This is a genomic window from Nostoc sp., from assembly GCF_036917395.1.
Classification (GTDB): Bacteria; Cyanobacteriota; Cyanobacteriia; order Cyanobacteriales; family Nostocaceae; genus Nostoc.
The window spans coordinates 58,915-83,806 of sequence record NZ_JBALDI010000005.1 but is presented as its reverse complement, the minus strand read 5'-3'; the positions used below and the strand labels follow the sequence as shown (position 1 = coordinate 83,806).

Sequence of the window (24,892 nt, the reverse complement as noted above, 5' to 3'; positions counted from 1 at the left end):
GAATTTATTACTTAAGAAAGTGTCAAGTTATCTAATTGATAATTAAACTAATGAGTAAGCCATTTTCTAAATGGGTATTTAATTGAGTGCAAGTGAGAAAAAACTATGTTTCAAGATGTTTTAACTATTTGGGGATGGAACTCGCTGCCTTTTGGATTAGCGCCGATAACTTTAGCTCAGGAAGTACTAACTCCAGAAGAAGCATCAGTTCTTTTTTCTGGTCCTAAAATCTTGGTAGCATTGCTGGCTGGCGTTTTAATGACATTTGCCTTTCAATTGTTATTCACAAACTTTTCAGTCGCTGTCGGAATTTCATCTTGGGGAATTGACTCAGATTCTGACGATGATTCTGAAAGTTTGGGTAAAACAATTCGTAAAGTTCAGGCTAAAGTTGGTGCTTGGGCGTTGATAACCGTTAGCATTGCATTATTTATTGCTTGTTTTCTAGCGGTAAAACTTAGCTTAATCGAAAGTGCATTTCTAGGAGCAATTATTGGTGTAGTTATCTGGTCTACCTATTTCGCACTAGTAATTTGGTTAGGTTCATCCGCCGTAGGTTCTTTAATTGGTTCTTTCGCTAGTACTGTCACCTCTGGTTTTCAAGGTTTGATAGGTACAGCAACTGCTGGTATCGGTGCTAATACTGCAAAAAAACAGTTAGTTTCTACTGTTGAAGATATTACAGCCGCAGTCCGGCAGGAATTAACTTCAGGTTTTGACGCTGAAGGTATTAAAAATACGCTCCAAAGTTCTTTAGGTTCTCTAGAAATACCAAAGCTAGATATTAAAGAAATTCGGACTCAATTTGAGCAGCTTCTTAAAGATACAGATTTGCAATCTGTCGGTAATAGTGACCTATTGCAAAATATTAACCGCCAAACCTTTGTAGATTTAATCAGCAGTCGTGCTGATTTATCTAAAGAAGATATCAATCGAATTACTGACCAATTTGAAGGTGCTTGGCAACAAGCTTTGAATCGCAAAAATCCAACGGAAGAAGTAATTAACTTTCTCAAATCTGCCACTCCCGAAGAACTGAATTCTGAACAATTAGGTGAACAGCTTCAGCAACTGGTTACAATTGGAGGTGGTAATGGCAAGCTAAGTAAGGGTGTGATCAAACAAGCGGTTCGATATGGCTTGAGCGCTGCTGTACCAGCAGTACTGGATGGCACGAACCTTCCCAATATAGATGTCAACAAAATTACAACTCAGCTGCAAAAATTGAAAGAGAAAGTTCAAGATGTAGATGTTGCTCAAATTATAGAACAACTACAAAAGTTTAGAGAGCAAGCAACTGAGCAAGTAACTGCGAAATTGCCATCACCGGAAAACACAATTAAGGCAGATATAGAAGAGTACATATTGAATTCATTTCCTTGGCACTTTAACCGAATTACGCTAGTAGATGAATTTAAAGAAGTCATCTATGACGCAAATGCAGATCCGACAACTGTGAGACGGGAGTTAGAAGAACTCAATCAAGAATATTTCACCAACTTGTTGAAGCAGCGGGATGATATTAATGAAGCCAGGGTGAAAGAAATTGCCGAACAAATGGAAAGCGATCGCCTGGAAGTTTTAGAAACTGTAAAACAGGCTCAAGGGCTAGAAAAAGGGCAAGATTTCCGCAGCCGCATCGAAGATTATTTGCGTTCCACGGGGAAAGAAGAACTCAACCCTGAAGGTATTAAACGAGACTTTACAAAGTTGATAGAAGATCCCAAAGCTGGGTTTGAAGATTTAAGCGAACGCTTCGGGGAATTCGACCGCGACACTTTTGTACAATTGCTCCAGCAGCGTCAAGATATCAGCGAAGAGGAAGCTAATAATATTGTTAGTCAACTTGAAAGCAGTCGCGATAATATCTTGAATAGTGCCAGAGAAGTACAAGAACAAGCAAAAGCGAAAGCTGATGAACTACGCCAAAGAGTTGAAGACTATCTGCAAAATACTAACAAAGATGAACTCAATCCCGAAGCTATTAAACGTGAGTTTAAAGTTTTACTAGACGATCCGCAAGCCGGAATTAGCCTTTTGCAGTCACGCTTATCGCAATTTGACCGCGATACACTGGTACAATTGCTCAGTCAGCGTCAAGATTTGAGCGAAGAACAGGTAAACCAAACTCTCGATCAGCTAGAAGCAGTCCGAGATAGTATTTTGCAAGTACCGCAGCAGGCGAAAGAACAGTACGAAAAAACTACAAAAGCGATCGCAGAATATCTCCGCAATACCAACTTGGAAGAACTTGATCCAGAAGGTATCAGGAGCGATTTGGAAAAATTACTCAATGATCCCAAAGCCGGTGCATTAGCATTGCGCGATCGCTTGTCTCAAGTTGATCGAGAAACCTTGGTTAAACTTGTGAGTCAGCGAGGAGACTTGAGCCAAGAGCAAGTTAATCAGATCATTGATCGCGCCCAAGATGCAATTGGTGACATAGTTAGAGCGCCACGACGTTTAGCAAAACGTACTACTCAAGTAGCTCTAGATTTTGAAGCCAATCTCGAAGAATACCTGCGTAATACCAACAAAGAAGAACTTAACCCAGAAGCAATTAAACGCGATTTGCAATTGCTACTGTCTTCTCCCCGCGCTGGAATTGGGAATTTAAGCGATCGCGCCTCCAAATTTGACCGTTCGACAATTGTGGCGCTGCTATCTGGGCGAGAAGATATCTCAGAAGAGGAAGCTAACCGAATTGTGGATCAAATTGAGTCTGTTCGCAGTTCGATTGTTGAACAATTCCAGCAGATTCAAGAAAAAGTGCAATCAGTGCTGGATGGGATTTTTGCCAAAGTTCGCAACTATCTCAACTCCCTGGATCGTTCGGAACTCAACTATGAAGGGATTAAGCAAGACTTTGCTAAAGTGTTCGACGATCCACAAGCTGGATTTGAAGCGTTGCGCGATCGCCTCAGTGAATTTGATCGTGACACCTTAGTTGCTGTCATCAGTTCTCGTGAGGATATTTCTGAGGCGGATGCTAATCGCATTATCGACCAAATAGAAACGGCACGCGATGGCGTATTGCAACGAGCCGAACGTATCCAGCAAGAAACACAAAAACGCCTGAAAGCGATCCAAAAGCAAGCTAAAAAGCAAGCTGAAGAAACCAAAAAAACCGTTGCAAATGCTGCTTGGTGGTTATTTGGGACAGCATTGACTTCCCTTGCAGCCAGTGCGATCGCTGGTGCGATCGCAGTCACTGGCATAACTCTACCTGGGTAAAATATCTCTATCATCAGGAATTTTGATCAAATACAAAGTGGCATTCAGTCTTTACAAATGAATGCCACTTTTTTTTATAAATAAAACAAACTACCCCCTAGAGTAAGTAGGTTGGTGCTATTAAAAGTGACTATGTAAAGTTTTGTAAATATTCTAAAATATGCTTAAACTAAGCTTAGTTGCTCGTTTACATACCTTTAGATGGTTTAGTTTTTTCCACCAACCTACTTACTATCACGACCTTGTTATTCAGATATAGATTAAAAAACCCGATCTAAATCTAAGGATTTAATATTTTACTCTCATCAGAGTAAAATATTAAAGTTAATTATTCTTTCTTATAGATAGAAAAAAGTACGCTTGAGGGTTATATCATAGTCTTGTGACTCATGATTTACAGTAAAAACGTCCGAAAACACATGTAATTCCGTAGCAGAAAATCTGCTTGTTCCCTAGCAGCCTACTACTGAAACCATTGAATACATAAGGCACAAGGATATAACATGACTCTTGGCACAATTTTGATGCCAACATCGTCAATACCATCCAGTCCTTCTGAAATCTTCTCAAGTCTTCAGACTTAACAGCAAAGACCTGTTCCAATCAGGTGTAGTTCAGTTATATCTTCCCACTCGTTATTTGTCCACCTTGTTTTATCGGCGTTGCTGAATAGAAGTGTGAAATTCAAAAATTTAATGTTTGAAACTGTTTCCTTTGCGCCTTTGGGGGAAAGGAAATTCATACTCTTAATCAGCAATGCCGTTTTCTCATGGGGAAGTGACGAGGTAATTTCTTTACCCTCTAAGCTTAGGAGAAGCTCATTATGGCATCTATCGACATCAGCAGTTTAGATTTAAATGATTTAATCAAGATAACCCCTGTTGACTTGAACAAGATATTGACCACCAGTGGCGGCAACATCCAGGTCACCACTAATGGTAGCAAAATCATTAACGCTACTAGTGGTAACCAAAACATTAACGGCACTAATGGCAACGATGTCATTAACGCCGGCAATGGCAACGATATCCTCACTGGCGGTAATGGCAACGATATCATTAACGCCGGCAATGGCAACAATACCATTAAAGGTGGTAATGGCAACGATATCCTTAACGCTGGTAGTGGCAAAGATACCCTCTTTGGCGAAAATGACAACGATATCCTTAGTGGTGGTGCTGGCAACGATATCCTTAGTGGTGGTGCTGGCAACGACACACTCGCTGGCGGTACTGGGACTGATATTCTCACTGGAGGAGCAGGTAACGATGTTTTCAAGTTCAGCTCAGTTTCAGATAGTGGTGTTGTTGGACGGGATCTGATCGCTGACTTTGTAGGAAACGGTAAGTTGCCAGGTGACCAAATCGATCTATCTGCCATCGACGCCGACTCCACTAAACTGGGCAATCAAGCTTTCACTTTCATTGGGGCTGCCGCATTCTCCGCACCTGGTCAGCTCCGTTATTCAGGAGGTACTCTCCAAGGTAGCACTGATGCGGATCGGTCGCCTGAGTTTGAGGTTCGGCTTATAAATGCACCACTAATAGTGCCACAGGACTTTATCCTTTAATTTAATAGACTTTTACAAAAGTCTTTTACACCCCAATCCTAAAAGCAAGCTCTTAGGAGTGGGGTTCTTGTTTTTGATTTATGCAAAAGGTCTAATGTTTTGATTTAAAAAGAGTTTGCTTTCTTTAAACAATCAGAAATAGTGTGCTGTACAAATTATTTCTCCATTCTTTTGATAGTCATCAATACTTGATCTGACAAACTGATTTTTCCTGGTCGCCCTGGTTTGTGTTTTTGTTGGCTGTGGTGGCGGACTACTTCAACCATGTACTCAAATGTTTCAGGTTTTACACCCCAGAAGCGTTGAAATTTTGCTGGTTTGAGATGTTTCACTTTTGAGTGCATTATAAGCTTACCTTATAAGTATCCGGTAGCGATCGCCTGTATCTAAGTGTGCGATCACTTTTTACCAGTTCTCATCGGATCCCGAAAGGAATTTTTGCAAGAGGTCTAATGAACGCTGTGCCTGCCGAGGATGTTCAATTGGAATTTCTGTTACATCAATAGCAATGGACTCAGGAGGTTGTCCCCGCAATAATTGCTTTTTTCTGGTAAGTATCTCAGTTTAGCTATTGGACATTTTACACACCAGGTGGTAACGACCACTGTGAAACACCATGTATATGCAATCATCAATCATAGAGTATATTAATATACTTAGTGAACAAAAATATTGAGGTTATGGCGATCGCAAAAGTTTTTGGTATAGTAACTTTTTCTGATAAATAAAAAAGTACCCTGGGGGTACTATCACGACTTTGTGATTTCGATATAGATTAAAAACGTCTCAAGACACCTACAGTTACATCTGCATCTGATAAAATCTGCTTCTTGGCAGCAGCCTGGTCTTTGAATCAGCGAAGACATCAGGCGCAAGGATAAAACATGATTGCTTGCACAATTTTTGATGCCAACATCATTGATATATGCAGTGCTTCTCAAATCTTCAAACTTGAGGATAATAACATGTTAAAATCAGGTCAATACAGTGCTGGAAAAATTGACGAAAAGGAGTTATTAGAAGTTGAAAGTCGGGCTTGTCCTGGCGCTGGTTCCTGTGGAGCAATGTTCACAGCTAACACCATGTCTTCAGCATTTGAAGCGCTGGGGATGAGTTTGCCCTATTCCTCGACTATGGCGGCGGAAGATACTGAAAAAGCTGATAGTACGGAAAAATGTGTTGCATTTATTAGCGATCGCCCGCGCCGCTGATGTAGAGTTAACCCTAGATGACTTTGAAACTATCCGCGCCCGTGTTCCCGTTTTATGTGATTTGAAACCAAGTGGTAAATATGTAGCTACAGATTTGCACAAAGCTGGTGGCATTCCGCAAGTAATGAAGATGCTACTTGTGCATGACTTGTTACATAGTGATAGCCTGACCATCAGTGGTCAAACAATTGCAGAGATATTAGCAGATATACCAGAAGAACCATCCACCCACCAAGATGTTATTCGTCCTTGGAATAACCTAATGTATTCCCAAGGACATTTAGCTATTCTTAGAGGTAATCTAGCAATATAAGGGACTGTTGCTAAAATTACCGGAGTGAAAAAGCCAGTAATTACCGGTCTGGCAAGGGTGTTTGAATCGGAAGAAGCCTCTTTAAATGCAATTTTGGCGGGTAAAATTCAACCTGGTGATATTCTCGTCATCCGCTACGAAGGGCCTAAAGGCGGTCCTGGGATGCCTACGTGAACGAGGTTTCAGGTTTTCACTGCGTAAGTCCTGCTAAATTTTATGAATTTTTGTAAAAATATTGAGAAGTTTCAGGAAATTTACATAGCAGTTATGATGTCAATAGAGAAATCACGCAAATATAGTTGACACTCAACTGCTAAAAAATCGAAAAGGATATAAAATGAGTTCTCAATCTAACGTCAAACTGACGATCGCTCTTGATAATCCAGATTTAGATACAGAGGAGCAAGAGCGGGAAACGCGAAATCTTTTGCGAGAAATTAAAGACTTAGATGTAGAAAGAGCTGAACTTGTAGCAGTTACAGAAACTCCTCTAGGATCAAAGGCGTTTGGAGGTTTTCTGCTGGGAGTGTTGCAAACAGAGGTGAGTGTTGCCAATTTTAAGAAAGTATTGGGATTTGTGGGCGATCGCTTGGGTAACAAAACTATTGAGTTGGAAGTTGAGGCTAACGGTAAAAAGCTGAAGGTGAAAGCTAGTAGTCGGGAAGAGTTAAATGCCGCCATTGAACAAGCTCAAAACTTTATCGCTGGTAGTTAGCCGATAAATTCCATAAATAAAGGAGAATAGCGATATGACGAAGATAGCGCTGCTAATTGGTGTAAGCGAATATGGAGCAGACATCACCTCATTGCTTGCGGCTACAAAAGATGTGGAGGCAATGCAGCGAGTTTTACTAAACCCAGAAATGGGAGGATTTGCCGAGATCGATATTATAACACTAAAAAATCCCGATCGGCAGGAAGTAGAAGATGCCATATACAGACTTTTTGCCAATCGCCAAAGAGAAGACCTGTTGCTATTTTACTTCTCTGGTCATGGAATAAAAGATGAAAACGGCAAACTTTATTTATCAAACTGTAATACTCGCAAAGAGAATGGGAGGCTAGTTAAGCCCTCAGCGCTAGCAGCTAGTGTTCTGAACGAAAATATGAATGAAAGCAAATCTGAAAGACAAGTGGTGATTTTGGATTGCTGCTTTAGCGGGGCAATTGCTCGGGATATGATTCCAAGAGATGCCCAAAATCTTACCAGTATTGGTAATTATATCTTCCGCACTGCTCCTAATGTTAAATCCATAGCAGATAGCGTCTCTAATTACGCTATTACAAGAGCGGGCAAAACCAATTTTCTTATCTGTGTTGATTACCAAGGGATGGATAATAAATCGTTTAACAATGAGTTTGTTAAAGCGATAAAGGCTGCTGGTGGTGAGATTAATTCTACAGAGTGCGATATTTCTGCCCGTGACTTTAACCCTAGTGCTGTCATTTCTCAAGCTGTACGTAGCGGTGCTAATGCCTTGGTGTTAGGTCTTTATGTAGACAAAATAAAGCAAGGTCTAGCGGTGGTACAATCTAATCAAGGGCAGTTGACTGTATTTGGTAGTCCTACACTTTTCACTGACGAAACCTTAAAACAGGGCAGAGGTATCAACGGACTGATAATTTCTGCACCTTGGTATCCCGCAGCATTTCCTAATAGCATCTTTCCCGAAAAAGCCCAAAAACTTTGGGGTGCAACTGTCAATTGGCGAACAGCTACGGCTTATGATGCAACTTTGGCGCTCATCGCAGGTTTACAACGAACCAACAAACGCGATCAATTGCAAAAAGTGCTGCACAGTCCAGATTTTTCAGTCGATGGTGCAACAGGAAAGATTCAGTTTTTAGCATCAGGCGATCGCAAAGACAATCCCATCTTCTTAGTCAAACTTCAACAAAAGCCTGGTACTAATGAATATGTATTTGTGCCGATTAAATCTTAGTTTTGAAGCTTTACTTAATAGTGATCGCACTTACTCATTCTGACATTTCAAAATAGCGATCGCACTTGCTCATTCTGATATTTCAAAATAGCGATCGCATCCAGTCTTTTACTTACAGCAACTCGATAAACCCATCAACACTCAGCCCAACCTGTCTAATAATTGCTCGTAAAGTTCCTTTGTCTAATTCTTGATGATTCGGGACAACCACTTCAGCAAATTGCTCATCCCGACGTAAAATAATGTGGCTTCCCCGTTGTCGCAAAACATAAAAACCAGCCTTCCCCAAAGCTTTGATGCACTGTTGACCAGAAAGGATAGGTAACTTGCTCATACATCAACTAAAACAGTTTCCAGATGATCTTCTGGAATAGGACGACCTTCTTCTTGTAAAACTTCAATATATAATTCAATAGCTTCCTTGATATTGGCAATAGCTTCTGTTTTCGTCTTTCCTTGGCTGATACAAGCAGGTAAGCTAGGACATTCAGCCACCCAATAACCATCTTCTCCTGGATAGATAATAACTTGTCTCTTCATCTATTACTCCTACAAATCAAAACTATAGTCCAAACAAATCAAAAAAGCCAAAATTCACAACATATCTGTATTTTCCCCTAGTTCTCTTAATCTAGCCGCTAAACGAGTCACCTGTGCAGCAGCCCCTTCTTCTCGTACAGCAGCAGCTTCTGCTTCTGCAACTGCGGCTTGTGCTTGTGCAACAGCAATTGCCGCCTGCGTGACTGCGGCTTGTGCTTGTGCAACTGCTGCCTCTTCTGGTAACAAAACCAAATTGCCAGCCACATCGTAAAACCGCAACCATATCGCCGTTTCTCTATCTACTGTTCCCTCATTCGTCCCCAACCAAAAACCTAAACGCTTACACCATAGCCATCCACGCTCATTTGGTGTCAAAGGCTGATACTGCTGATTATCATCTAAATGCCACCCCTGCAAAGAATTAGGGTCAAAGGGGTCATAGACAAAATAATCTGAGGTACGAAAAGTTTGTTCATAAAGGTTTTTCTTAATACCTTTGTCTATTGCTGCCGTAGACGGTGACATTAATTCTACAATTACATCAGGATAACGACCATTTTCTTCCCAGGCTACCCAACCTTGTCTTGAGTTATTGCCGTCAACATTCAGCACCGCAAAGAAATCGGGGCCTCGGAAATCACGGTTACGCACCTGGGTGCTACTGTAGTAAATAAACATATTGCCCTCAGCGAAGAAATCATTACGGTCAGCCCAAGCTTGTTGCAATGACCGAATCAAGACATTCATCGCAATCCGGTGGCGATTTGATTCCAAGGGTTCACCATCATCAAAAATTAAATCTGTAGGTGGCATGAGGGGTTCCCAGTCCACAACGGCTGCTGGATTGTTCTCAGTAGTCATGAGCGATCGCCTTTCTCAGAAAGCCTTAGATTTCTATCATAATCTGCCGAGAGCTTCCTAAATTAAGACGTACAGATTACAAATGGTTATAAATTATTCTTGACCCAATTTCTAAAATTACGCATAGCTTGACTTCTACCAATAGTTAAACACTGCTGAACATATTCATTAACTAATTCAATAATTGGGATATCAGGAAAATTAGGACTAGATTCGGATTTTATATATTTTCCTTCTTGTAGCAAGAAAATTTCTAAACCTTGTTGTGTATGTCGCCAAACTTCAGGAACTGCCAAAATTTCATAATTCTGAAATCGAGTCCGAGAAGTAATATCAATTTCGATTGCTAAATCTGGTGGTGGGTCTATATTTAAATCAATACGATTTTTGCCAATTATAGCAGCTTGATTTTGAATATAAAAACTGGTATCTGGTTCTACTGCTTGCCGCGATCGCTCATTTTTAAGTGTTGTGGAACCAAAAGGCTCAAAATCAATTTGGAGTATTTCTAACAAGACTTTGACTAAATCACCAATAAATTCTTTATCTTTTTCGTGTTCTGGTAGGGGAACCATAATTTCTAACCAACCATCACTATAAGAAATACGTACAGCACTCTTTTCTCCCATTTCTTCCAAAATATTTTCTAACTGCTGCCAACTAATATCTTGGAGCAACATTTGTTGACCAGGTTTTACAATAATTTGTTGCAATTTTAAAAGCATATCACCTCAGAGATTTGTAGTAGTGATTGGATGTAGCAGATGTAATTTATAAATAATCTTTCTTAAAGTATATCGCCTCTGAGCATGAGTGTAGAACTTAGCCAAAAAATCATTGGCATAATATTTAGCTTTTTCAATATTGTCATAAATTTTTTCTTTTTACTTGTTAAAGCAATCTAAATGATAAATTTAATTTCATCTTTAATTTATAAGCCGGGATTAGGAAAAATTTATTGATAAAGGTTAATTAGTCAATAAAAATCATTGACATAAACTCTTAGCTGGTTCAATGTTGTCGGCAACGAAGCCGATAGGATTGTTGATTTCATGGGCAACACCTGCTACTAAATTACCAAACGCCAATCTACCTTCTTTGAGCAGTAGTAAGGCACACTTATCTGCTCCAGCATTTTCAATCACCACTTGCAACAGCTTCGTGAGTAATTTATCCAGTTTGATTTCACTGGAAAGAGTCTGAGGCTTAAGCTTCAAGTTTCGCCAAGCTTGATTTTGTCCAGTTTCACAAAGAATTGGTATAAGATGTGTGATATGTCTCTAATTTTCAAGCGAAACTGCCGCTATTTCCGGTAAAATCAAGTTCTGAGGACTGTGGATTTGGGAGAAATTTGGGGTGGCTACACTTGGCGTTAACATTGACCACATCGCCACCATTCGGCAAGCACGGCGGACGGTGGAACCAGACCCCGTGGCGGCGGCGGTGCTGGCAGAATTAGCGGGTGCAGATGGAATTACGGTGCATCTGCGCGAAGATCGGCGGCATATCCAAGATCGAGATGTGCTACTGTTGCGGCAAACAGTGCGATCGCATCTTAATTTAGAAATGGCCGCTACATATGAAATGCTAGCGATCGCTCTCGATATCAAACCAGATTACGTGACTTTAGTCCCGGAAAAGCGAGAAGAAGTTACAACAGAAGGCGGACTAAATATCGGCGGGCAACTTGCTAGAATAGGTGAGATAGTTGATAAATTGCAAAGCGCTAACATTCCAGTTAGTTTATTTATCGATGCAGAATCTGCACAAATTGAAGCATCTGTCAAGCTACAGGCGCGGTTTATTGAATTGCACACTGGACAATATGCTGAGGCTAAGGATGAAACAAATCGCCAGCGAGAATTAGCCGTATTAGCTAAAGGATGTGAACAAGCGATTCAAGCTGGATTGCGAGTCAACGCTGGACATGGACTCACCTACTGGAACGTCTATCCGGTGGCTGCGCTTCCAGGTATGGAAGAACTGAACATTGGTCATACCATTATCAGTCGGGCAGCATTAGTAGGTATGGAAAGGGCAGTCCGCGAGATGAAACAAGCTATCCGAGGGGATGGGGCATAGGGCATAGGGCAGAGGGGAAACATTTACTACAATTTCCCCACTGCCTGCTCCCCTATAACCTGTCTTAAAAGAGGGGTTGTCACTGCGAAATCTAGAAATTGGGATCAAATCTTCAGCAAAAACTTCTATGAGCGCAACACAGTCTAACAACCTGCCGCTTTGGGTACAGGATAGAGATAAGGTAATAGCAGAAAGCACTGATGTCGAGTGGCGCAATCAGACACCGCCTGATTATTCTCGTTCAAACGAGAATCTCGCCCAAGAAAGTAACTACAATCACCTTGAAGGTACACTGGAAGCGATCGTGCAAAACTTAGTACGAACCTTCGAGATGGAGGTATCCTTCAAAGCTAACCCGCAACAATGGTTGTCTATTGTGAATGACAAGTTTCGTGTGAGTACCAATGGTGGAGTAGAGTACACAGCAGCAGATGTATCAGCCCAAGGTACTTACAATTTGTTTATGGCTGATTCAGAACATTACAAGGCTTCAGAAGAAACCTTTGAATCATCCGGAAAACTCTTCCACACAACATTTCCCCAAGGATTTCCTTGGGAAGTGGTGGAAGTGTTCTCAGGGCCACCAAATGTGACATTCAAGTGGCGGCATTGGGGACATTTTAACGGAGAATACAAAGACCATGCACCGACTGGAGAGACAATAGAAATTATCGGCATGAGCATTGCAAAAGTTAGCGATGACTTGAAGATTGTTTCCTTAGAACACTACTTTGACAATAGTCTGTTCTTGGAAAAACTAACATCTGGTAGCGAACAAACAAATGCTGAAAACCAGCGAAGTGCTTGTCCGTTCAGTTCTTGGTTCAAGAAATTCCAAAAAAGTTAGTTTGTAAGGGTACAGTGCTACACTCTGTACCCTTAAATTATTTACATAGTAACTAAAGGATGAAAATGCAAACATACTATTACGTTTTGGCCAGTCAACGCTTTCTTCTCCAAGAAGAACCGATACACGAAGTTATCAAAGAGCGCACCCGTCATTACCACGAACAAGAAAAACAAATAGATTTTTGGTTGGTTCAGCAACCAGCTTTCTTGGAAACACCGCAGTTTACAGAGCTAAAGGCGAAATGTCCCCAACCAGCAGTAGCAATTATTTCCACTAATCCCCAGTTTATTACTTGGTTAAAACTGCGTTTAGAGTACGTCATCACTGGAGAATTTCAGGCTCCTTCTGAAACAATAGCCGATGCCTTGGCATCGCTTGCTACTGTTTCCTAATCTGGGCATTGGGGAGCCAGTGCGTTGCGGTGAGTCCAGCGCTCTCTGGCGGGTTTGCCGCCGAAGGCGATTGGCTTTCTCTTTGGGAGGCATCGTCTGCTTTTGGGAGAGGACTCGCAACCGCAACTTTTAGAGACGCGCAAGGGAGCTATCCGTTGTTAGCGTTGGCAAAGCCTCTGGTAGAAAAGCGTCTTTGAACAAAAGAAGCAACTGGTGTCATTGAGCATCGGGTATTGAAAAGACACAAGAGAGAAGGGGGAGTAAATTCTCCTTTATCCCCCTCGTCCCCCTCATCTCCCACTCCCTATTTTATTTGCACATAACAAAATATATTTTTTTACACTACTTTCATCCCCATACTGAAGTAACTGGGTTTTCAGCTTTTTTCTTATAAAATCTTCTAGGACACCTTGATTTACATAATCTAACTTTTGTGCATAGATTTCAGACTTTACCAAGTGTTTTAAGATTAGCGATGTCTACGACGACCTTCGCTTACGCAGGTTTGATTGGTTGCATGAGTTCTGTCTTTGCCCAACAAGCCATTCCCCTTTGTCAACCACCAAATGCGGGTGAGTATCTTTTATTAGTAGTCAGTCCCACAGCAAATAATCAAAAGCAGTTACGTAGTGCCTTACCACCTCAACTGAAGACCATTACTTGTAAATATCTCAACGAAACTGTGACGCGAGTAGGGGGCTTTAACAAAATTGACGATGCCAATCGTTGGGCGAGATATGTCAGCAATATTGTTGGCTTGTCTGCCATAATTACCACTCGACCAACAACGCCAAATGTTCAGGCACAGCAACAGCCACCTCAGCAAACAGTTAACTATAATCCTCAAGCCTTAGGAGAGGGTTACGCAGTGCTGGTAGATTATTACAACCGTCCAGAATTAGTAAATAGTGTGCAGCAAGTAGTGAGAGGTAACGTAGGTTTTGTTTCTTATGGACAACGCCCTTACCTGTTAGCAGTTTATACCACTAACCAAACTGAAGCATACAACACACTGCAAAAGCTGAACAATGGCGGTTTTGTTGCAAGTATAGTAGATAGTCGTAAGGTGATTCTGCTGCGCTCAACTGTGCGGTTGTAGTGATATTAAGTTTGGGGTGCGACTCTTTTAAGAAGATGTAGTCAAGCAACCAACACTATTGGTAGTGGAGTAGAATAACGAGCTTGAATGACATCTTTGAGCAAAGGAATGCCACCTTGATGTAAAGCCAGATGATGACATTGACGTTCTTGCAGTAAATGAAAGCGCCAATATTCATTCCAATCACTACTAACATGGAGAGAACGAAGACGTAAAACAGCTTCAGCACCTTCAAGACTCCATCGAGCGCCAGCAATGTCCATTCTGTCTTTAATTAAGTAACGAATTGCATCCTCAATCACGCCAGTAGCGGGAACATCCCTATTTGGCAAAAATAAAAGAACCCATGTTATTCGCGAGTATTTATCGCGAATAATATAGGAATTCAATCTTTTGGTTCCTCTTCTTGCTCAGACCCAGAACTAATGTCTAACAGGCAATCATCAAGGGTATGAATTATTTTCTGTATCTGATTCCAAATAGAACGTCTGAAAATAGACATGACTACATTAATATGTTCTGCCGTCCCAGCTTTGCCTAAATGCTTGTATTTACTTAGTACAACATTTCATTAATTCGTAGCGAACTAAATTTGGCAATACCTTGCAATGCCAATGCATCCCGATACAATGTTAATGTGTCCCTCTGCAATGCCAATGCATCCCGATACAATGTTAATGTGTCCCTCTGCAATGCCAATGCATCCCCCTGCATTAAAAACGCTACGCTTTTATGCAAAACTGTACTTAGTTTTGATCATATCGCGCATTGAAAATACGGCTGATGTATTTATAAATTGTAGTACCAATATTTGTTTTAACCATTCTCTCTGACCGCCATTAACTTTCTCAGTTATCACCACCATCCGTATAGTCCGCTTAATTCGCAATGATAACTCGCAAATATTTTTTCCTTTGTTTCATTTTCTTGCCAAATAGCAATGGGCAGCCAAAGTGATACAATCAAGCCAACAACATCCTACGGAGTAAGATGGATGCCGATAAATACAGTTCTCCGCAACCACTATAAAATCGTAGGGCTTTTAGGAAGCGGTGGGTTCGGTGATACCTATTTAGCTGAAGATTTAGATTTGCCTAATAAGCCCAGGTGTGTTGTTAAACACTTAAAACCAAAAACCTCCGATACAGCAGTTTTACCAATCGCTAGACGATTATTTGAAAAAGAGGCAGAAGTATTATATCGCTTAGGTAACCTGAGCAAGCAAATACCCAAATTATTCGCTCATTTTGAAGAAAATGGGGAATTTTATTTAGTACAAGAATTTGTGGATGGACGTGACTTGTCTACAGAGATAATTCCTGACCAGCCGTGGGGTGAAGCTCAAGTAGTTCAACTGTTGCAGGAAATTCTTGAAGTTTTAGTAGTGGTACATCAGCAGAATATTATCCACCGAGATATCAAGCCGCAAAACTTGATGCGCCGGCGCAAGGATGGCAAGATTATGCTGATTGACTTTGGAGCAGTTAAAGAAATTGAAGGTTTGGCACAAAATACTCAAGGTCAAGTGACTTCGACTATAATCATCGGCTCCAATGGTTATATGCCTAATGAACAAGCTAGTTCTAAGCCAAGGTTGTCTAGCGATATCTTTGCAGTGGGGATTGTTGCTATTCAAGCTTTGACAGGTAGAATACCTCAAGAATTCTCAGAAGATGCAAATGGGGAAATTATCTGGCGTCATTGGACAAATGTCAGCGATCGCCTAGCTGATATCTTAACAAAAATGCTGTGTTACAACTTTAGCCAACGCTACCAGTCAGCAGCAGAGGCGTTAGAAGCACTGATGTCCTCAACATCTCCGACTCGCATCGTAGCTCCAACTTATTTAGTTTCTCCTGTAAAGCCAAAATCAACAAACAGGCGGATATTTGGATTTAATCGGACAGTTTTAGCTGGAACTATAATAGGAGCAGGAGTAGTGGCGATGCTTGCATTAGCTTATTTTCCCAAACAGCAATCTCCCAAAATAATAGAAAAAACTGATTTTCCCAAACAGCAATCTCCCAAAATAACAGAAAAAACTGAACAATTTACTTCACTACCTTGCAGTTCGGAACCAACTTCATCTCCCTCAACTACAAAACCTGATATAAAGTTTCCAGATGGTACTAAATATTATGGGGCTAAAGATAAAAATAGCAACCCATCTGGTAAAGGAGTAATGATATTTAAGAATGGTAGTCGATATGATGGAGAATTCAAAAATAATCAGCGCAATGGTTGTGGCATATTTTTATATCCCCCAAACAGCAGTTCTTATAAATATAATTATGTAGGTCAATTTGTCAACGATAAATTTGAGGGGCTAGGAAAAATTAGATGGAAAGATGGTAATGAGTATCGAGGCAATTTTAAAGCTGGAAACTGTGAAGGACAAGGAATATATCAATTTGCACATGGCTCTTTTAAGAGTGGAATTTGGCAGAATGGAAGATTGCCAGGAAGCAATTTGTCATGTAATAAATAAAAAAATTTATGTAGTATGTGTAATATGACTTAAGAATGATAAATATTAATATTGAATGTAAATCCGCTTTATTAACGAAAAATGAAACAAAAATCGAAATTCATTGTTTCTACTGCTTGGTTACTTTTATTCGCCAGCTTTGGTATAGTTATTCTGCCACAGGTAACTCTAGCACAGCAGGAACAACCAAGCCAAACTCCGGCAACTCCAGACCAACCTCCGGCAACTCCACAGCAATCTCCCGCCGCAACTCCAGACCAACCTCCGGCAACTCCACAGCCATCTCCGACAACTCCAGACCAACCTCCAGCAACTCCACAGCCAACTCCGGCAACTCCAGACCAACCTCCGGCAACTCCACAGCAACCTCCCGCCGCAAAACCGGACGAAATCCCCGTAACTCCAGACCAACCTCCGGCAACTCCACAGCAACCTCCTGCTGCCACTCCAGACCAACCTCCCGCTGCAACTCCAAACCAACCCCCTGCAAAACCAGACCAACCTTCAAATCCTAATTCAAATCCAGGTACAAGACCAAGACCAAGACAAGAAGCCCCAACTCCAACACAAGACTCAGGTGGAAGACGAAAACCAAGACAAAAAGCCCCAACTCCAACACAAGACCCAGGCTCAACTCCAAACTCCCAACCAGCACCTTCATCTCCTGTAAGAGCACGAGGATAGAACTTTTTTGATTTGCGATATTTAGTAATTTGGAAATTCAGAATTCAGAATTCAGAATTTAGACTTCAAGCTAGTTGATATCTGAATTCTGAATTCTTACTGGTGACTAAAAGTAATTATAATATTAATAATTAATCCAACAGAAAATGATTTGTAGTATGTATTTTTGTAGAACTTTCAAGTTTAGTTTGACAACAATAGCAGTACTGTTCTCGCTTCAATCATACGCCACTGCTCAGGTTACTAATAGTAATCAACCAAACTTTTATCAAGTTTCTCCTCTTAAATCAAACCCTCTACCATTACGGTCAAATATTTTTAACTACTCTGAGCGAAAGCGGCGATTATTACTCAAACTCCAGCATCCCATACAGCGAATAATTCCCAATACTTTTGAGCAAGAAATCCATTTGCTACTTAAACTTAATGAACGAAAACTTTACGTTTATCGGGGTGACAGTTTACAAGCCAGCTACCCCGTAGCTATTGGTAAACCTGGATGGGAAACACCTACAGGCAAATTTAAAATTATTCACATGGTGCAAAACCCAGCTTGGGAAAACCCTTTCGTTCCTAATAGAGAAATTATTCCTCCAAAAAGCTCAAATAATCCTCTAGGAGAACGTTGGATTGGATTTTGGACAGATGGAAAGGATGAAATTGGATTTCATGGTACTCCAAGTGTAAAATCTGTTGGGCAAGCAGTTTCTCATGGTTGCGTTCGGATGTATAATCATGATGTACGTAAACTCTATGAATTGGTGAAGATTGGAACACCTGTACTAGTAACCAAATAACGCAAAAGAAAGAGCTAATAAATCGATTTTCAAATTTTTAAACTTAATTTGGTTTATTATGGGAAACATTACAAAAATGATGGATTTTATTAGGGATCAGTTGACATGAAGTCTTAACTAAACCATATAGTTTAAAAACTTTGCATTTTGTGTCAGCTAAGTTAAATCTACCGCAATTAGATAGTCTGCGAGTACAACATCAGCGTTCGCGTTTGTAGGTCGTAATTTTTAAGCATTGCTCTGGCATTTAAATAAAATTAAGTTTTCTGGAATACTGATGTGTACTATCAGGGTGGTAATTTGTCAACTGACCGAATTTTGGATTTTAAATTCAAAATTTAAAAAGGTTTTAAGTAAACGTATTTATTTGTGGAACAAATTCAAAATCCTCAAGTTATTAAATTTATTCATCGCGTAAATCTAAAATCTAAAATTCAAACTCCAAAATCGGTTGACAAATTACCAGTTACCAATCACAAATAGCTGCTCAAGCAAAGATTCATTGACCGAGCTTAATAAGCAGACCTAGCTAACCAATAGATGGTTATACCCAAAGCCGACCCAGCTATTACCTGAACAGGTGTATGTCCGAGTAATTCCTTCAGACGGTCTTGGCTAAAGTCTGGTTTTTCATCAAATAGTTCATCAATCATTTGATTAAGGATGCGAGCTTGTTTACCAGCCGCTTGGCGAACTCCGGCTGCATCATACATGACGATGATGGCAAAAATCGTAGCAACGGCAAAATCAGGAGATGCCCAACCAAGTGTTTGCCCTACACCAGCAGCTAGAGCTGTAACTAAAGCTGAATGGGCACTAGGCATACCTCCGGTTGTCACCAAAACACGCACATTCAGTTTGCGATGTTTAATGATCTCGATTACGAGCTTTAGTGCTTGAGCAATTAAACAAGCTACCAGAGCAACCAGCAGCACCCGGTTGTCTAAAATGTTGCCTATGTCCTGCATGGTATTTTGGTTAGGTTAGTAAATATTAGCAGCAGTTGTTGGTTGAGGAAACATTTAGATTCAACCTAAAATCCAAAATTAACTTAGTACATCACGGCGGAAACAGACCAATTATTCAAAATAGTTTAAAAGCTTATTTGATAAGCTTTTTTAATTTTGAATTCCGCTGGACACTAGTAGTACACCATAGTGTAAATAAACCAGCCATTCCAAATCAATGAAACGCTTGCGGTAAAGGAATTCCGTTAGCGTAGTATTATCAAGTCTTGCCTACGGCACGCCAAGGGCAATAGCGCAGTGTAAAGCCTGCGGCATGGCAACTCTTAGAGACGCTCTTGCGTTCGCTTAGAGCGAGTCAGACATTATGCACAGTCGCTATCGAGCGTCATCAGCATCATTCCGAATTCCGCAAAGCGGTACTAGTTATTGCGGCTGGTAATAAAATGAGCGATCGCTTGGAGTGACTTAGCTCTCTCCCCAAATGGTTCTAATTCTGCACAAGCTGCTTTAACTAGCTCTTGGGCTTTTGAGCGCGATTCCTCAAGTCCCCAAATACTGGGATAGGTCACTTTCTTCGCTTTTTGGTCTTTACCAGCTGTTTTGCCTAATTGCTCTTGAGTAGCAGTGATATCCAGAATATCATCTATGATTTGGAATGCTAGCCCAATATTTTGAGCATAACGGGTCAATCGCTGCACATCTTCAGGTGACGGCTCAGTTATGATCCCGCCACAAACTACACAAGCTTCCAAAAGGGCAGCTGTTTTGTGTTTATGAATAAAATTTAGGGTTTCTAGGGAAATATCTGATTTACCTTCTGACTCTAAATCGACAACTTGACCGCCGACCAAACCACCTGCCCCCAGCGCCCGACCAAGACGGGCAATTACCTGCAAGACTAGCTCTCTCTTAACGCTTTGGGGGGTTTGCATGGCAACAAACTCAAAAGCCAGAGCCAACAAGCCATCCCCAGCCAAAATTGCCACATCTTCACCATAGACTTTATGATTCGTCAGCTTCCCGCGACGGTAATCGTCATTATCCATCGCCGGCAGGTCGTCATGAATCAACGACATTGTATGGATCATCTCCACAGCACAAGCCGTTGGCATGGCCATTTCAATGGTTCCACCCATCATTTCACAGGTAGCAAGGCAAAGAATGGGACGTACACGCTTGCCTCCAGCTAATAACGAGTAGCGCATCGCCTCATAAATCTTTTCTGGATAAATGATGGGGATAGCCTGATCCAAAGCAGTATCACAAAGCTTTTGTCGCTCTTTTAGATAAGCTGCTAAGTTAAACGTGGCTTCCTCTGGTGGTGTCTTTTGAACGTTATCAGTTGCTACCATTCTTAAATTCCTGACATTTTGGGATTTTTGTCTTATAAGTCACAATTTTAAGGTGCTGTGGCGCTGAAAAAATGAAGAATTAGGAATTAAGAGTTAGGAATTAGGAGTTAGGAGTTACCAATAAGAATTCTTAACTTTTAGCTCATCACTCATCACTCATCACTCCTCACTTTCTTCTTTTACCGCCCTAGAATAGCTGGCAAATGTATTTTGCAACAATATGGCTACAGTCATAGGGCCAACACCACCAGGAACAGGAGTAATAAATCCTGCTACAGCAGATGTTGATTCAAAGTGGACATCGCCAATTAAGCGACTGTTGCCACTAACATCGGTGACGCGATTCATCCCCACATCTACCACAACAGCGCCCGGTTTCACCATATCACCAGTGATCAGTCCGGGACGACCTACTGCTGCAATTAGAATATCAGCATTTTGGGTGATGGTTTTGAGGTCATGCGATCGCGAGTGAGCGATCGTGACTGTGGCATCAGCTTCTAGTAGCATCAGCGCCATCGGCTTACCCACCAAAATACTGCGTCCTACCACTACTGCCTGTTTTCCCTGCAAAGGGATCTCATATTCTTGTAATAGGCGCATAACACCTGCTGGAGTGCAGCTGCGTAAACCGCTTTCTCCCCGGACTAGTCGCCCCAAGTTAACTGGGTGTAGTCCATCAGCATCTTTATCGGGATCAATTTGATGTAGCAGAGTTACAGCATCCAAGTGGTTAGGTAAGGGCAGCTGCACAAGAATGCCATCCACCCGTTCATCGTGGTTTAGTGCAGCTATTACCTCTTCTAACTCCCCAAGGGTAGTTTGAGCGGGAAAATGCTTACCAAAAGAGGCCATACCAACTTTAGCGCAGGCTTTTTCTTTATTACGTACATAAGCTGCTGACGCTGGATTATCGCCAACCATTAGCACTGCTAAACCAGGCGGTCGGACAATTTTTGGTTGTAATTGTCTAATGCCAACAGAAAGTTCTTGCTGAATTTTTGCAGCTATTGCTTTACCATCAAGGAGTTTGGCCGTTTTTGTTTCCATGAGAATTCTCAGCTATATTGCCTTTTGGTCAAAACTCAGCCGCTTCTGGTCTAGGCGGAGTCAACAGTCCAAAATCCAGAGTGAAAATATTGATTTTTGACTCTTGACTTTTGACTATTATTATGTTCCTGTTTGATGTCGTAGCGTTTTTCTCACAGTAAATCCATAATGTTTATTTTCTCAGATCAACGACGTTATCTGAAGAATAAAGAATTAAGGATAAAATTCAGAACATTTTTTTGCTCAGTTGAGAAGATGTTTTTCAAACCGCAGAAAATAGTATAAATGGGAACTGACCTGATGAAACTGGCGACAAAGCAAGCAGTGAAGCAAAAATTTGCTCAATCGGTGGCTTTCATGCAACAAAGGAGAAATTTATCCCTTTCATTCTTGTATGGGCAGAGTATTGGTTCCTACCGCCTGGGGGTGATTTTTTTATTAGTGGTGGGACTTTGTAGTTGTGGTAGTTTAACCTCGTCTGGGTTGAATGGGACTAATTTTAAAATTGGTAGCAATGTCACCCCAATTCGAGAAATTAAACCAGAACAAGACAATCAGGCTACAGTTTACATTCAAGGTCAGGTGGAAAAGCAAGCTCCTCTGATCAAGCAGTGGGCTTATCAAATTAATGATTCGACTGGCAAAATTTGGGTTATTACCAATCAAAAGAATCTGGCCAAGGGAGCACAAGTGGTGATTAAGGGTAAAGTTCGCTACCGAAGTATCCCCTTAGCTAGTAAAGAATTGGGGGAAGTTTATCTAGAAGAAGAGTAATCAGCAATTAAAAATTAAAAATGAACATATGAATAATCAGCCGATACATGTGGCGATCGCAATTCTTTACCAAAAAAATAAATTCCTCATGCAACTGCGGGACAATATCCCCGGTATTCTCTACCCTGGTTACTGGGGACTCTTTGGCGGTCATATCGAACCTGATGAAACGCCGAATATAGCAGTGAAGCGAGAAATTTTAGAAGAAATCGGCTATAATTTACCATCCTTTGTTGAATTTGGCTGTTATTTTAACGAAAGAGTAGTCCGTCATGTCTTTCATGCACCACTTTTAGTGGAATTAAATCAACTGGTTCTGAATGAAGGTTGGGATATGGGGTTATTGACCCTAGAAGATATTAACCAAGGTAACTGTTATTCGCAAAACGCTGGCGAAGTGCGACCTTTGGGGAATGTGCATCAGCGAATTATATTGGATTTTATCGAGACAAATCAACAGACTTAATTGGGCATAGGGTATGGGTATATAAGAAAACTTTTTTCTAGTCCCCAGTCCGAATCCCCAAAAGCCAAAATAAAGTTATAACTCTTGTGGAGTCATCACTAATGCAATCAGTAAACAAACTACCGCGATGGTTAACTATAGGATTGGCATTTCCGATTATTATTCTCAACGGCTGGCTATTACTCCAGGTTGTACAGTATTTTCAACCCTTGATTAGTATTATTGCTGCCGCCATCCTACTGGCTTTTGTATTGAACTATCCAATCCAGTTTCTTCAGGAACAAGGGGTAAAACGCAACCTGGCGATCGCAGGAGTGTTGCTTTTGACTGTGGTGGTTTTAGTGGGTTTAGGCATCACTTTAGTTCCCCTGATTATCCAACAGCTCAACGAGCTAGCTAATATCTTGCCCAGTTGGATTGATTCTGGTACTGAACAACTGCAAGCTTTCCAGGATTGGGCGTTAAGTCAACAACAGCTTCCGATTAATTTAAGTGGTTTATTTACCCAAGTTCTCGACCGATTATCTAACCAACTTCAGTCCTTCACTGGGAGAATTCTTGGTTTTGCCGTCGATACCATTGGTATTGTTCTCAACGTGTTGCTGGCAGTAGTGCTGACTATCTACTTAATATTGAATGGCGAACCCCTTTGGGACGGAGTTTTTCAGTGGTTTCCCCGTAGCATGGGGTTAAAAGTGCGGGAATTACTGCGAGAGGATTTCCACAATTACTTCATTGGTCAAGCAACATTGGGAGCTGTGTTAGGGGTGACAATTACACTGGTGTTTTTGGCGCTGCAAGTTCCCTTGGCTTTACTTTTTGGTATCGGTATTGGTTTGTTTTCTCTTTTCCCCTTTGGTACAGGAGTAGGTATCGCCATAGTAAGTTTGTTGGTGGCGTTGCAAAACTTTTGGCTAGGAGTTGAAGTCTTAGGTGTAGCTGTTGCAATCGACCAAGTTAATTCTAATTTTGTTGCACCTCGAATTCTTGGTAATTTGACTGGCTTAAATCCCGTCTGGGTGGTGATTTCTTTGTTGTTGGGGGCAAAGTTGGGAGGAGTGTTAGGTTTGTTAATTGCGATCCCGATTGCCAGTTTTATCAAGGATATAACAGACAGTTGGCGGGCTGGAGAGTTTAATAAGCTAAATGATATCGTGTCAGAACCTGTAAAAATCATTACTGAGAGAGCAGGAACTTATAGTTAAAATTCAATCTGTAAGTGAAGGAAAATTGACAATATTGACTATTTATAAAAATGCAGGAACCGCTGTATAGAGTACTTCAGCGAATTCAATACTTTTCTGACTGCGTAGACGTTTAGCGCGGAGCCAGAGACGCTCCGCCTCCGGCCTTGTCGCTAGACATCGTTTCTTCACAATCATGTTTCCAACATAAAATAAAAAAACTCTGAGCGAGCGGCAAAGCAAGAATGAAGTATGAATTGCCCATACTTCATTACTTGATTTTGAATCAATTATTTATTGTTTTTAATGGGTTGCTACAAACTATATTAGCTGTCCCCAAAACAAAAGTAAAACTTTAACCTTTTTCATTGATATTGCCTTTCTCTTCAATATCCAACCAAGACCACAAGCAAAGAGAGTACCGCCTAAAGTTGTAGGCTCAGGTACTTTTTTATAAGAAACTTTACCAGAGAATATTTCAGTATTTGGAGAAGTGCTGGAAAAAATTGTAAAATCCTCACCAACAATTTCGTAACTTCTAGAACTGGAAGGATTAGCTTTATGATCAAATGTATAATCTAATCCCACAGAAGATGTCTGTCCTGTTAAGTATGTCGTTGAAAATACTATGGGAAAGTCTGGGTAGTTTAAATCATCTTGTTCGGTATAAACGGTGGAATCTCCATCGAATTGGAAAGAAAGCGACTTAACTAGCGCTTCTGGAATGTAATCATTACTGAAAGTTGAGTCATCAAAGCTAAAAAAGCCTTTTCCTGTATTTATAGGACTATCAACAGTAAAAGCGTAGTTAATAAGTGCAGCAGATGTAGATTTGGCATCTATAGTAGTCAAACTCAGAGCAATACTAGCAGCAAACACTAATTGTGGAAGCAATTTCATCTCAGTTTTCCTCATGATAAATTTCTGCAAGTAATGCAGACTGCAAAGTGGAGAAATAAGCTGACTCTAACTTTCTAATCTCCTTGCTTATTTACAAAGGTTTCCTCACTGATGAAAACAGGAATTATTATTTA

25 protein-coding genes and 2 pseudogenes are annotated in these 24,892 nt (G+C 40.9%); 16 read left to right on the top strand and 11 right to left on the bottom strand.

The features are described 5' to 3' along the window. Positions 1-105: 105 nt before the first annotated feature. Entirely contained in the window at positions 106-3,234 is a 3,129-nt protein-coding gene (locus tag V7K46_RS04540; RefSeq protein WP_335111444.1) for an MFS transporter, read from the top strand. 823 nt (positions 3,235-4,057) lie between these two features. Further along, the gene (locus V7K46_RS04535; RefSeq protein WP_335111443.1) at positions 4,058-4,804 is read left to right on the top strand and encodes a calcium-binding protein; all 747 of its coding nucleotides are present in this window, start codon (positions 4,058-4,060) and stop codon (positions 4,802-4,804) included. 155 nt (positions 4,805-4,959) lie between these two features. Here V7K46_RS04535 and V7K46_RS04530 read toward each other — a convergent pair whose 3' ends face one another. Continuing rightward, positions 4,960-5,148: a hypothetical protein gene (locus V7K46_RS04530; RefSeq protein ID WP_335111442.1), complete on the bottom strand. Its 189-nt coding sequence runs from the start codon at positions 5,146-5,148 to the stop codon at positions 4,960-4,962. A 633-nt stretch (positions 5,149-5,781) separates the two neighbouring features. On the opposite strand from V7K46_RS04530, the pseudogene V7K46_RS04525 reads away from it, so the two are divergent. The 3 genes and pseudogenes from V7K46_RS04525 to V7K46_RS04515 all read left to right on the top strand — a co-directional run. Further along, positions 5,782-6,493: pseudogene (locus V7K46_RS04525) on the top strand (dihydroxy-acid dehydratase domain-containing protein); the annotation flags it as partial. Positions 6,494-6,665: 172 nt separating this feature from the next. Then, on the top strand, positions 6,666-7,043 hold the full coding sequence (locus V7K46_RS04520; protein ID WP_335111441.1) for a hypothetical protein: 378 nt from the start codon (positions 6,666-6,668) through the stop codon (positions 7,041-7,043). 34 nt (positions 7,044-7,077) lie between these two features. Then, positions 7,078-8,271, top strand: coding sequence for an ABC transporter substrate-binding protein (locus V7K46_RS04515; RefSeq protein ID WP_335111440.1), 1,194 nt, complete (start codon positions 7,078-7,080; stop codon positions 8,269-8,271). Positions 8,272-8,383: 112 nt separating this feature from the next. Here V7K46_RS04515 and V7K46_RS04510 read toward each other — a convergent pair whose 3' ends face one another. The 5 genes from V7K46_RS04510 to V7K46_RS04490 form a co-directional block, all read right to left on the bottom strand. Then, positions 8,384-8,605 (bottom strand): type II toxin-antitoxin system HicA family toxin, encoded by a 222-nt coding sequence (locus V7K46_RS04510; RefSeq protein WP_335111439.1) that lies wholly within the window; start codon positions 8,603-8,605, stop codon positions 8,384-8,386. Continuing rightward, a complete protein-coding gene (locus V7K46_RS04505; protein ID WP_069067848.1) occupies positions 8,602-8,811 on the bottom strand; it encodes a type II toxin-antitoxin system HicB family antitoxin in 210 nt (69 codons plus the stop codon). Before V7K46_RS04505 ends, V7K46_RS04510 begins: the two co-directional genes overlap by 4 nt. A gap of 54 nt (positions 8,812-8,865) precedes the next feature. Continuing rightward, positions 8,866-9,672 carry a Uma2 family endonuclease gene (locus V7K46_RS04500; RefSeq protein WP_335111438.1) on the bottom strand — a complete coding sequence of 269 codons (807 nt, stop codon included), beginning with the start codon at positions 9,670-9,672 and terminating at the stop codon, positions 8,866-8,868. A gap of 86 nt (positions 9,673-9,758) precedes the next feature. Beyond that, complete coding sequence (locus V7K46_RS04495; protein WP_335111437.1) at positions 9,759-10,397, bottom strand: Uma2 family endonuclease; 639 nt, start codon at positions 10,395-10,397, stop codon at positions 9,759-9,761. Positions 10,398-10,658: 261 nt separating this feature from the next. Beyond that, positions 10,659-10,889, bottom strand: a complete 231-nt coding sequence (locus V7K46_RS04490) for a hypothetical protein (RefSeq protein ID WP_335111436.1) — start codon at positions 10,887-10,889, stop codon at positions 10,659-10,661. Between the two features lie 139 nt (positions 10,890-11,028). Here V7K46_RS04490 and V7K46_RS04485 point away from each other — a divergent pair, with 139 nt between their 5' ends. From V7K46_RS04485 to V7K46_RS04465, 5 genes are all read left to right on the top strand, one after another. Continuing rightward, a complete protein-coding gene (locus V7K46_RS04485; protein WP_335111435.1) occupies positions 11,029-11,754 on the top strand; it encodes a pyridoxine 5'-phosphate synthase in 726 nt (241 codons plus the stop codon). Between the two features lie 127 nt (positions 11,755-11,881). After that, positions 11,882-12,601: a SnoaL-like polyketide cyclase gene (locus V7K46_RS04480; protein WP_335111434.1), complete on the top strand. Its 720-nt coding sequence runs from the start codon at positions 11,882-11,884 to the stop codon at positions 12,599-12,601. Positions 12,602-12,666: 65 nt separating this feature from the next. Further along, entirely contained in the window at positions 12,667-12,996 is a 330-nt protein-coding gene (locus V7K46_RS04475) for an MgPME-cyclase complex family protein (protein WP_334725059.1), read from the top strand. Positions 12,997-13,025: 29 nt separating this feature from the next. Continuing rightward, a complete protein-coding gene (locus tag V7K46_RS04470) occupies positions 13,026-13,193 on the top strand; it encodes a hypothetical protein (RefSeq protein ID WP_335111433.1) in 168 nt (55 codons plus the stop codon). 278 nt (positions 13,194-13,471) lie between these two features. Then, the gene (locus V7K46_RS04465; RefSeq protein ID WP_335111432.1) at positions 13,472-14,095 is read left to right on the top strand and encodes a hypothetical protein; all 624 of its coding nucleotides are present in this window, start codon (positions 13,472-13,474) and stop codon (positions 14,093-14,095) included. A gap of 41 nt (positions 14,096-14,136) precedes the next feature. Here V7K46_RS04465 and V7K46_RS04460 read toward each other — a convergent pair. Beyond that, positions 14,137-14,406: pseudogene (locus V7K46_RS04460) on the bottom strand (ISKra4 family transposase); the annotation flags it as partial. 683 nt (positions 14,407-15,089) lie between these two features. Between V7K46_RS04460 and V7K46_RS04455 the strand changes: the two are divergent. The 3 genes from V7K46_RS04455 (at position 15,090) to V7K46_RS04445 (ending at position 18,064) form a co-directional block, all read left to right on the top strand. Then, entirely contained in the window at positions 15,090-16,583 is a 1,494-nt protein-coding gene (locus V7K46_RS04455; RefSeq protein ID WP_335111431.1) for a protein kinase domain-containing protein, read from the top strand. Between the two features lie 81 nt (positions 16,584-16,664). Further along, positions 16,665-17,267 (top strand): hypothetical protein, encoded by a 603-nt coding sequence (locus tag V7K46_RS04450; protein WP_335111430.1) that lies wholly within the window; start codon positions 16,665-16,667, stop codon positions 17,265-17,267. A 188-nt stretch (positions 17,268-17,455) separates the two neighbouring features. Then, positions 17,456-18,064 (top strand): L,D-transpeptidase, encoded by a 609-nt coding sequence (locus V7K46_RS04445; RefSeq protein ID WP_335111429.1) that lies wholly within the window; start codon positions 17,456-17,458, stop codon positions 18,062-18,064. Positions 18,065-18,576: 512 nt separating this feature from the next. On the opposite strand, the gene V7K46_RS04440 is transcribed toward V7K46_RS04445, so the two are convergent. The 3 genes from V7K46_RS04440 to folD form a co-directional block, all read right to left on the bottom strand. Then, entirely contained in the window at positions 18,577-19,032 is a 456-nt protein-coding gene (locus V7K46_RS04440) for a divergent PAP2 family protein (RefSeq protein ID WP_298919701.1), read from the bottom strand. 419 nt (positions 19,033-19,451) lie between these two features. Beyond that, positions 19,452-20,384 (bottom strand): geranylgeranyl diphosphate synthase CrtE, encoded by a 933-nt coding sequence (crtE, locus tag V7K46_RS04435; RefSeq protein ID WP_335111428.1) that lies wholly within the window; start codon positions 20,382-20,384, stop codon positions 19,452-19,454. Positions 20,385-20,543: 159 nt separating this feature from the next. Further along, positions 20,544-21,434: a bifunctional methylenetetrahydrofolate dehydrogenase/methenyltetrahydrofolate cyclohydrolase FolD gene (gene folD, locus V7K46_RS04430; protein WP_335111427.1), complete on the bottom strand. Its 891-nt coding sequence runs from the start codon at positions 21,432-21,434 to the stop codon at positions 20,544-20,546. Positions 21,435-21,734: 300 nt separating this feature from the next. Between folD and V7K46_RS04425 the strand changes: the two genes are divergently transcribed. The 3 genes from V7K46_RS04425 to V7K46_RS04415 all read left to right on the top strand — a co-directional run bounded on the left by V7K46_RS04425 (position 21,735) and on the right by V7K46_RS04415 (position 23,879). Then, positions 21,735-22,208: a hypothetical protein gene (locus V7K46_RS04425; protein WP_335111426.1), complete on the top strand. Its 474-nt coding sequence runs from the start codon at positions 21,735-21,737 to the stop codon at positions 22,206-22,208. A 28-nt stretch (positions 22,209-22,236) separates the two neighbouring features. Continuing rightward, positions 22,237-22,674, top strand: coding sequence for an NUDIX hydrolase (locus tag V7K46_RS04420; protein WP_335111425.1), 438 nt, complete (start codon positions 22,237-22,239; stop codon positions 22,672-22,674). Positions 22,675-22,775: 101 nt separating this feature from the next. Beyond that, positions 22,776-23,879 (top strand): AI-2E family transporter, encoded by a 1,104-nt coding sequence (locus V7K46_RS04415; protein WP_335111424.1) that lies wholly within the window; start codon positions 22,776-22,778, stop codon positions 23,877-23,879. Between the two features lie 300 nt (positions 23,880-24,179). Here the strand turns inward: V7K46_RS04415 and V7K46_RS04410 are convergent, their stop codons facing one another. Then, positions 24,180-24,758 carry a PEP-CTERM sorting domain-containing protein gene (locus tag V7K46_RS04410; RefSeq protein ID WP_335111423.1) on the bottom strand — a complete coding sequence of 193 codons (579 nt, stop codon included), beginning with the start codon at positions 24,756-24,758 and terminating at the stop codon, positions 24,180-24,182. Positions 24,759-24,892: the final 134 nt, after the last annotated feature.

What these genes read in the sequence shown, in the direction of transcription:
- V7K46_RS04450 (WP_335111430.1), top strand. Translation starts at nt 16,665, where the DNA reads ATGAAACAAAAATCGAAATTCATTGTTTCTACTGCTTGGTTACTTTTA.
- V7K46_RS04520 (WP_335111441.1), top strand. Translation starts at nt 6,666, where the DNA reads ATGAGTTCTCAATCTAACGTCAAACTGACGATCGCTCTTGATAATCCA.
- folD (WP_335111427.1), bottom strand. Translation starts at nt 21,434, where the DNA reads ATGGAAACAAAAACGGCCAAACTCCTTGATGGTAAAGCAATAGCTGCA.
- V7K46_RS04540 (WP_335111444.1), top strand. Translation starts at nt 106, where the DNA reads ATGTTTCAAGATGTTTTAACTATTTGGGGATGGAACTCGCTGCCTTTT.
- V7K46_RS04480 (WP_335111434.1), top strand. Translation starts at nt 11,882, where the DNA reads ATGAGCGCAACACAGTCTAACAACCTGCCGCTTTGGGTACAGGATAGA.
- V7K46_RS04425 (WP_335111426.1), top strand. Translation starts at nt 21,735, where the DNA reads ATGAAACTGGCGACAAAGCAAGCAGTGAAGCAAAAATTTGCTCAATCG.
- V7K46_RS04515 (WP_335111440.1), top strand. Translation starts at nt 7,078, where the DNA reads ATGACGAAGATAGCGCTGCTAATTGGTGTAAGCGAATATGGAGCAGAC.
- V7K46_RS04465 (WP_335111432.1), top strand. Translation starts at nt 13,472, where the DNA reads ATGTCTACGACGACCTTCGCTTACGCAGGTTTGATTGGTTGCATGAGT.
- V7K46_RS04505 (WP_069067848.1), bottom strand. Translation starts at nt 8,811, where the DNA reads ATGAAGAGACAAGTTATTATCTATCCAGGAGAAGATGGTTATTGGGTG.
- V7K46_RS04495 (WP_335111437.1), bottom strand. Translation starts at nt 10,397, where the DNA reads ATGCTTTTAAAATTGCAACAAATTATTGTAAAACCTGGTCAACAAATG.
- crtE (WP_335111428.1), bottom strand. Translation starts at nt 20,384, where the DNA reads ATGGTAGCAACTGATAACGTTCAAAAGACACCACCAGAGGAAGCCACG.
- V7K46_RS04530 (WP_335111442.1), bottom strand. Translation starts at nt 5,148, where the DNA reads ATGCACTCAAAAGTGAAACATCTCAAACCAGCAAAATTTCAACGCTTC.
- V7K46_RS04410 (WP_335111423.1), bottom strand. Translation starts at nt 24,758, where the DNA reads ATGAAATTGCTTCCACAATTAGTGTTTGCTGCTAGTATTGCTCTGAGT.
- V7K46_RS04535 (WP_335111443.1), top strand. Translation starts at nt 4,058, where the DNA reads ATGGCATCTATCGACATCAGCAGTTTAGATTTAAATGATTTAATCAAG.
- V7K46_RS04500 (WP_335111438.1), bottom strand. Translation starts at nt 9,672, where the DNA reads ATGACTACTGAGAACAATCCAGCAGCCGTTGTGGACTGGGAACCCCTC.
- V7K46_RS04510 (WP_335111439.1), bottom strand. Translation starts at nt 8,605, where the DNA reads ATGAGCAAGTTACCTATCCTTTCTGGTCAACAGTGCATCAAAGCTTTG.
- V7K46_RS04420 (WP_335111425.1), top strand. Translation starts at nt 22,237, where the DNA reads ATGAATAATCAGCCGATACATGTGGCGATCGCAATTCTTTACCAAAAA.
- V7K46_RS04415 (WP_335111424.1), top strand. Translation starts at nt 22,776, where the DNA reads ATGCAATCAGTAAACAAACTACCGCGATGGTTAACTATAGGATTGGCA.
- V7K46_RS04475 (WP_334725059.1), top strand. Translation starts at nt 12,667, where the DNA reads ATGCAAACATACTATTACGTTTTGGCCAGTCAACGCTTTCTTCTCCAA.
- V7K46_RS04455 (WP_335111431.1), top strand. Translation starts at nt 15,090, where the DNA reads ATGCCGATAAATACAGTTCTCCGCAACCACTATAAAATCGTAGGGCTT.
- V7K46_RS04440 (WP_298919701.1), bottom strand. Translation starts at nt 19,032, where the DNA reads ATGCAGGACATAGGCAACATTTTAGACAACCGGGTGCTGCTGGTTGCT.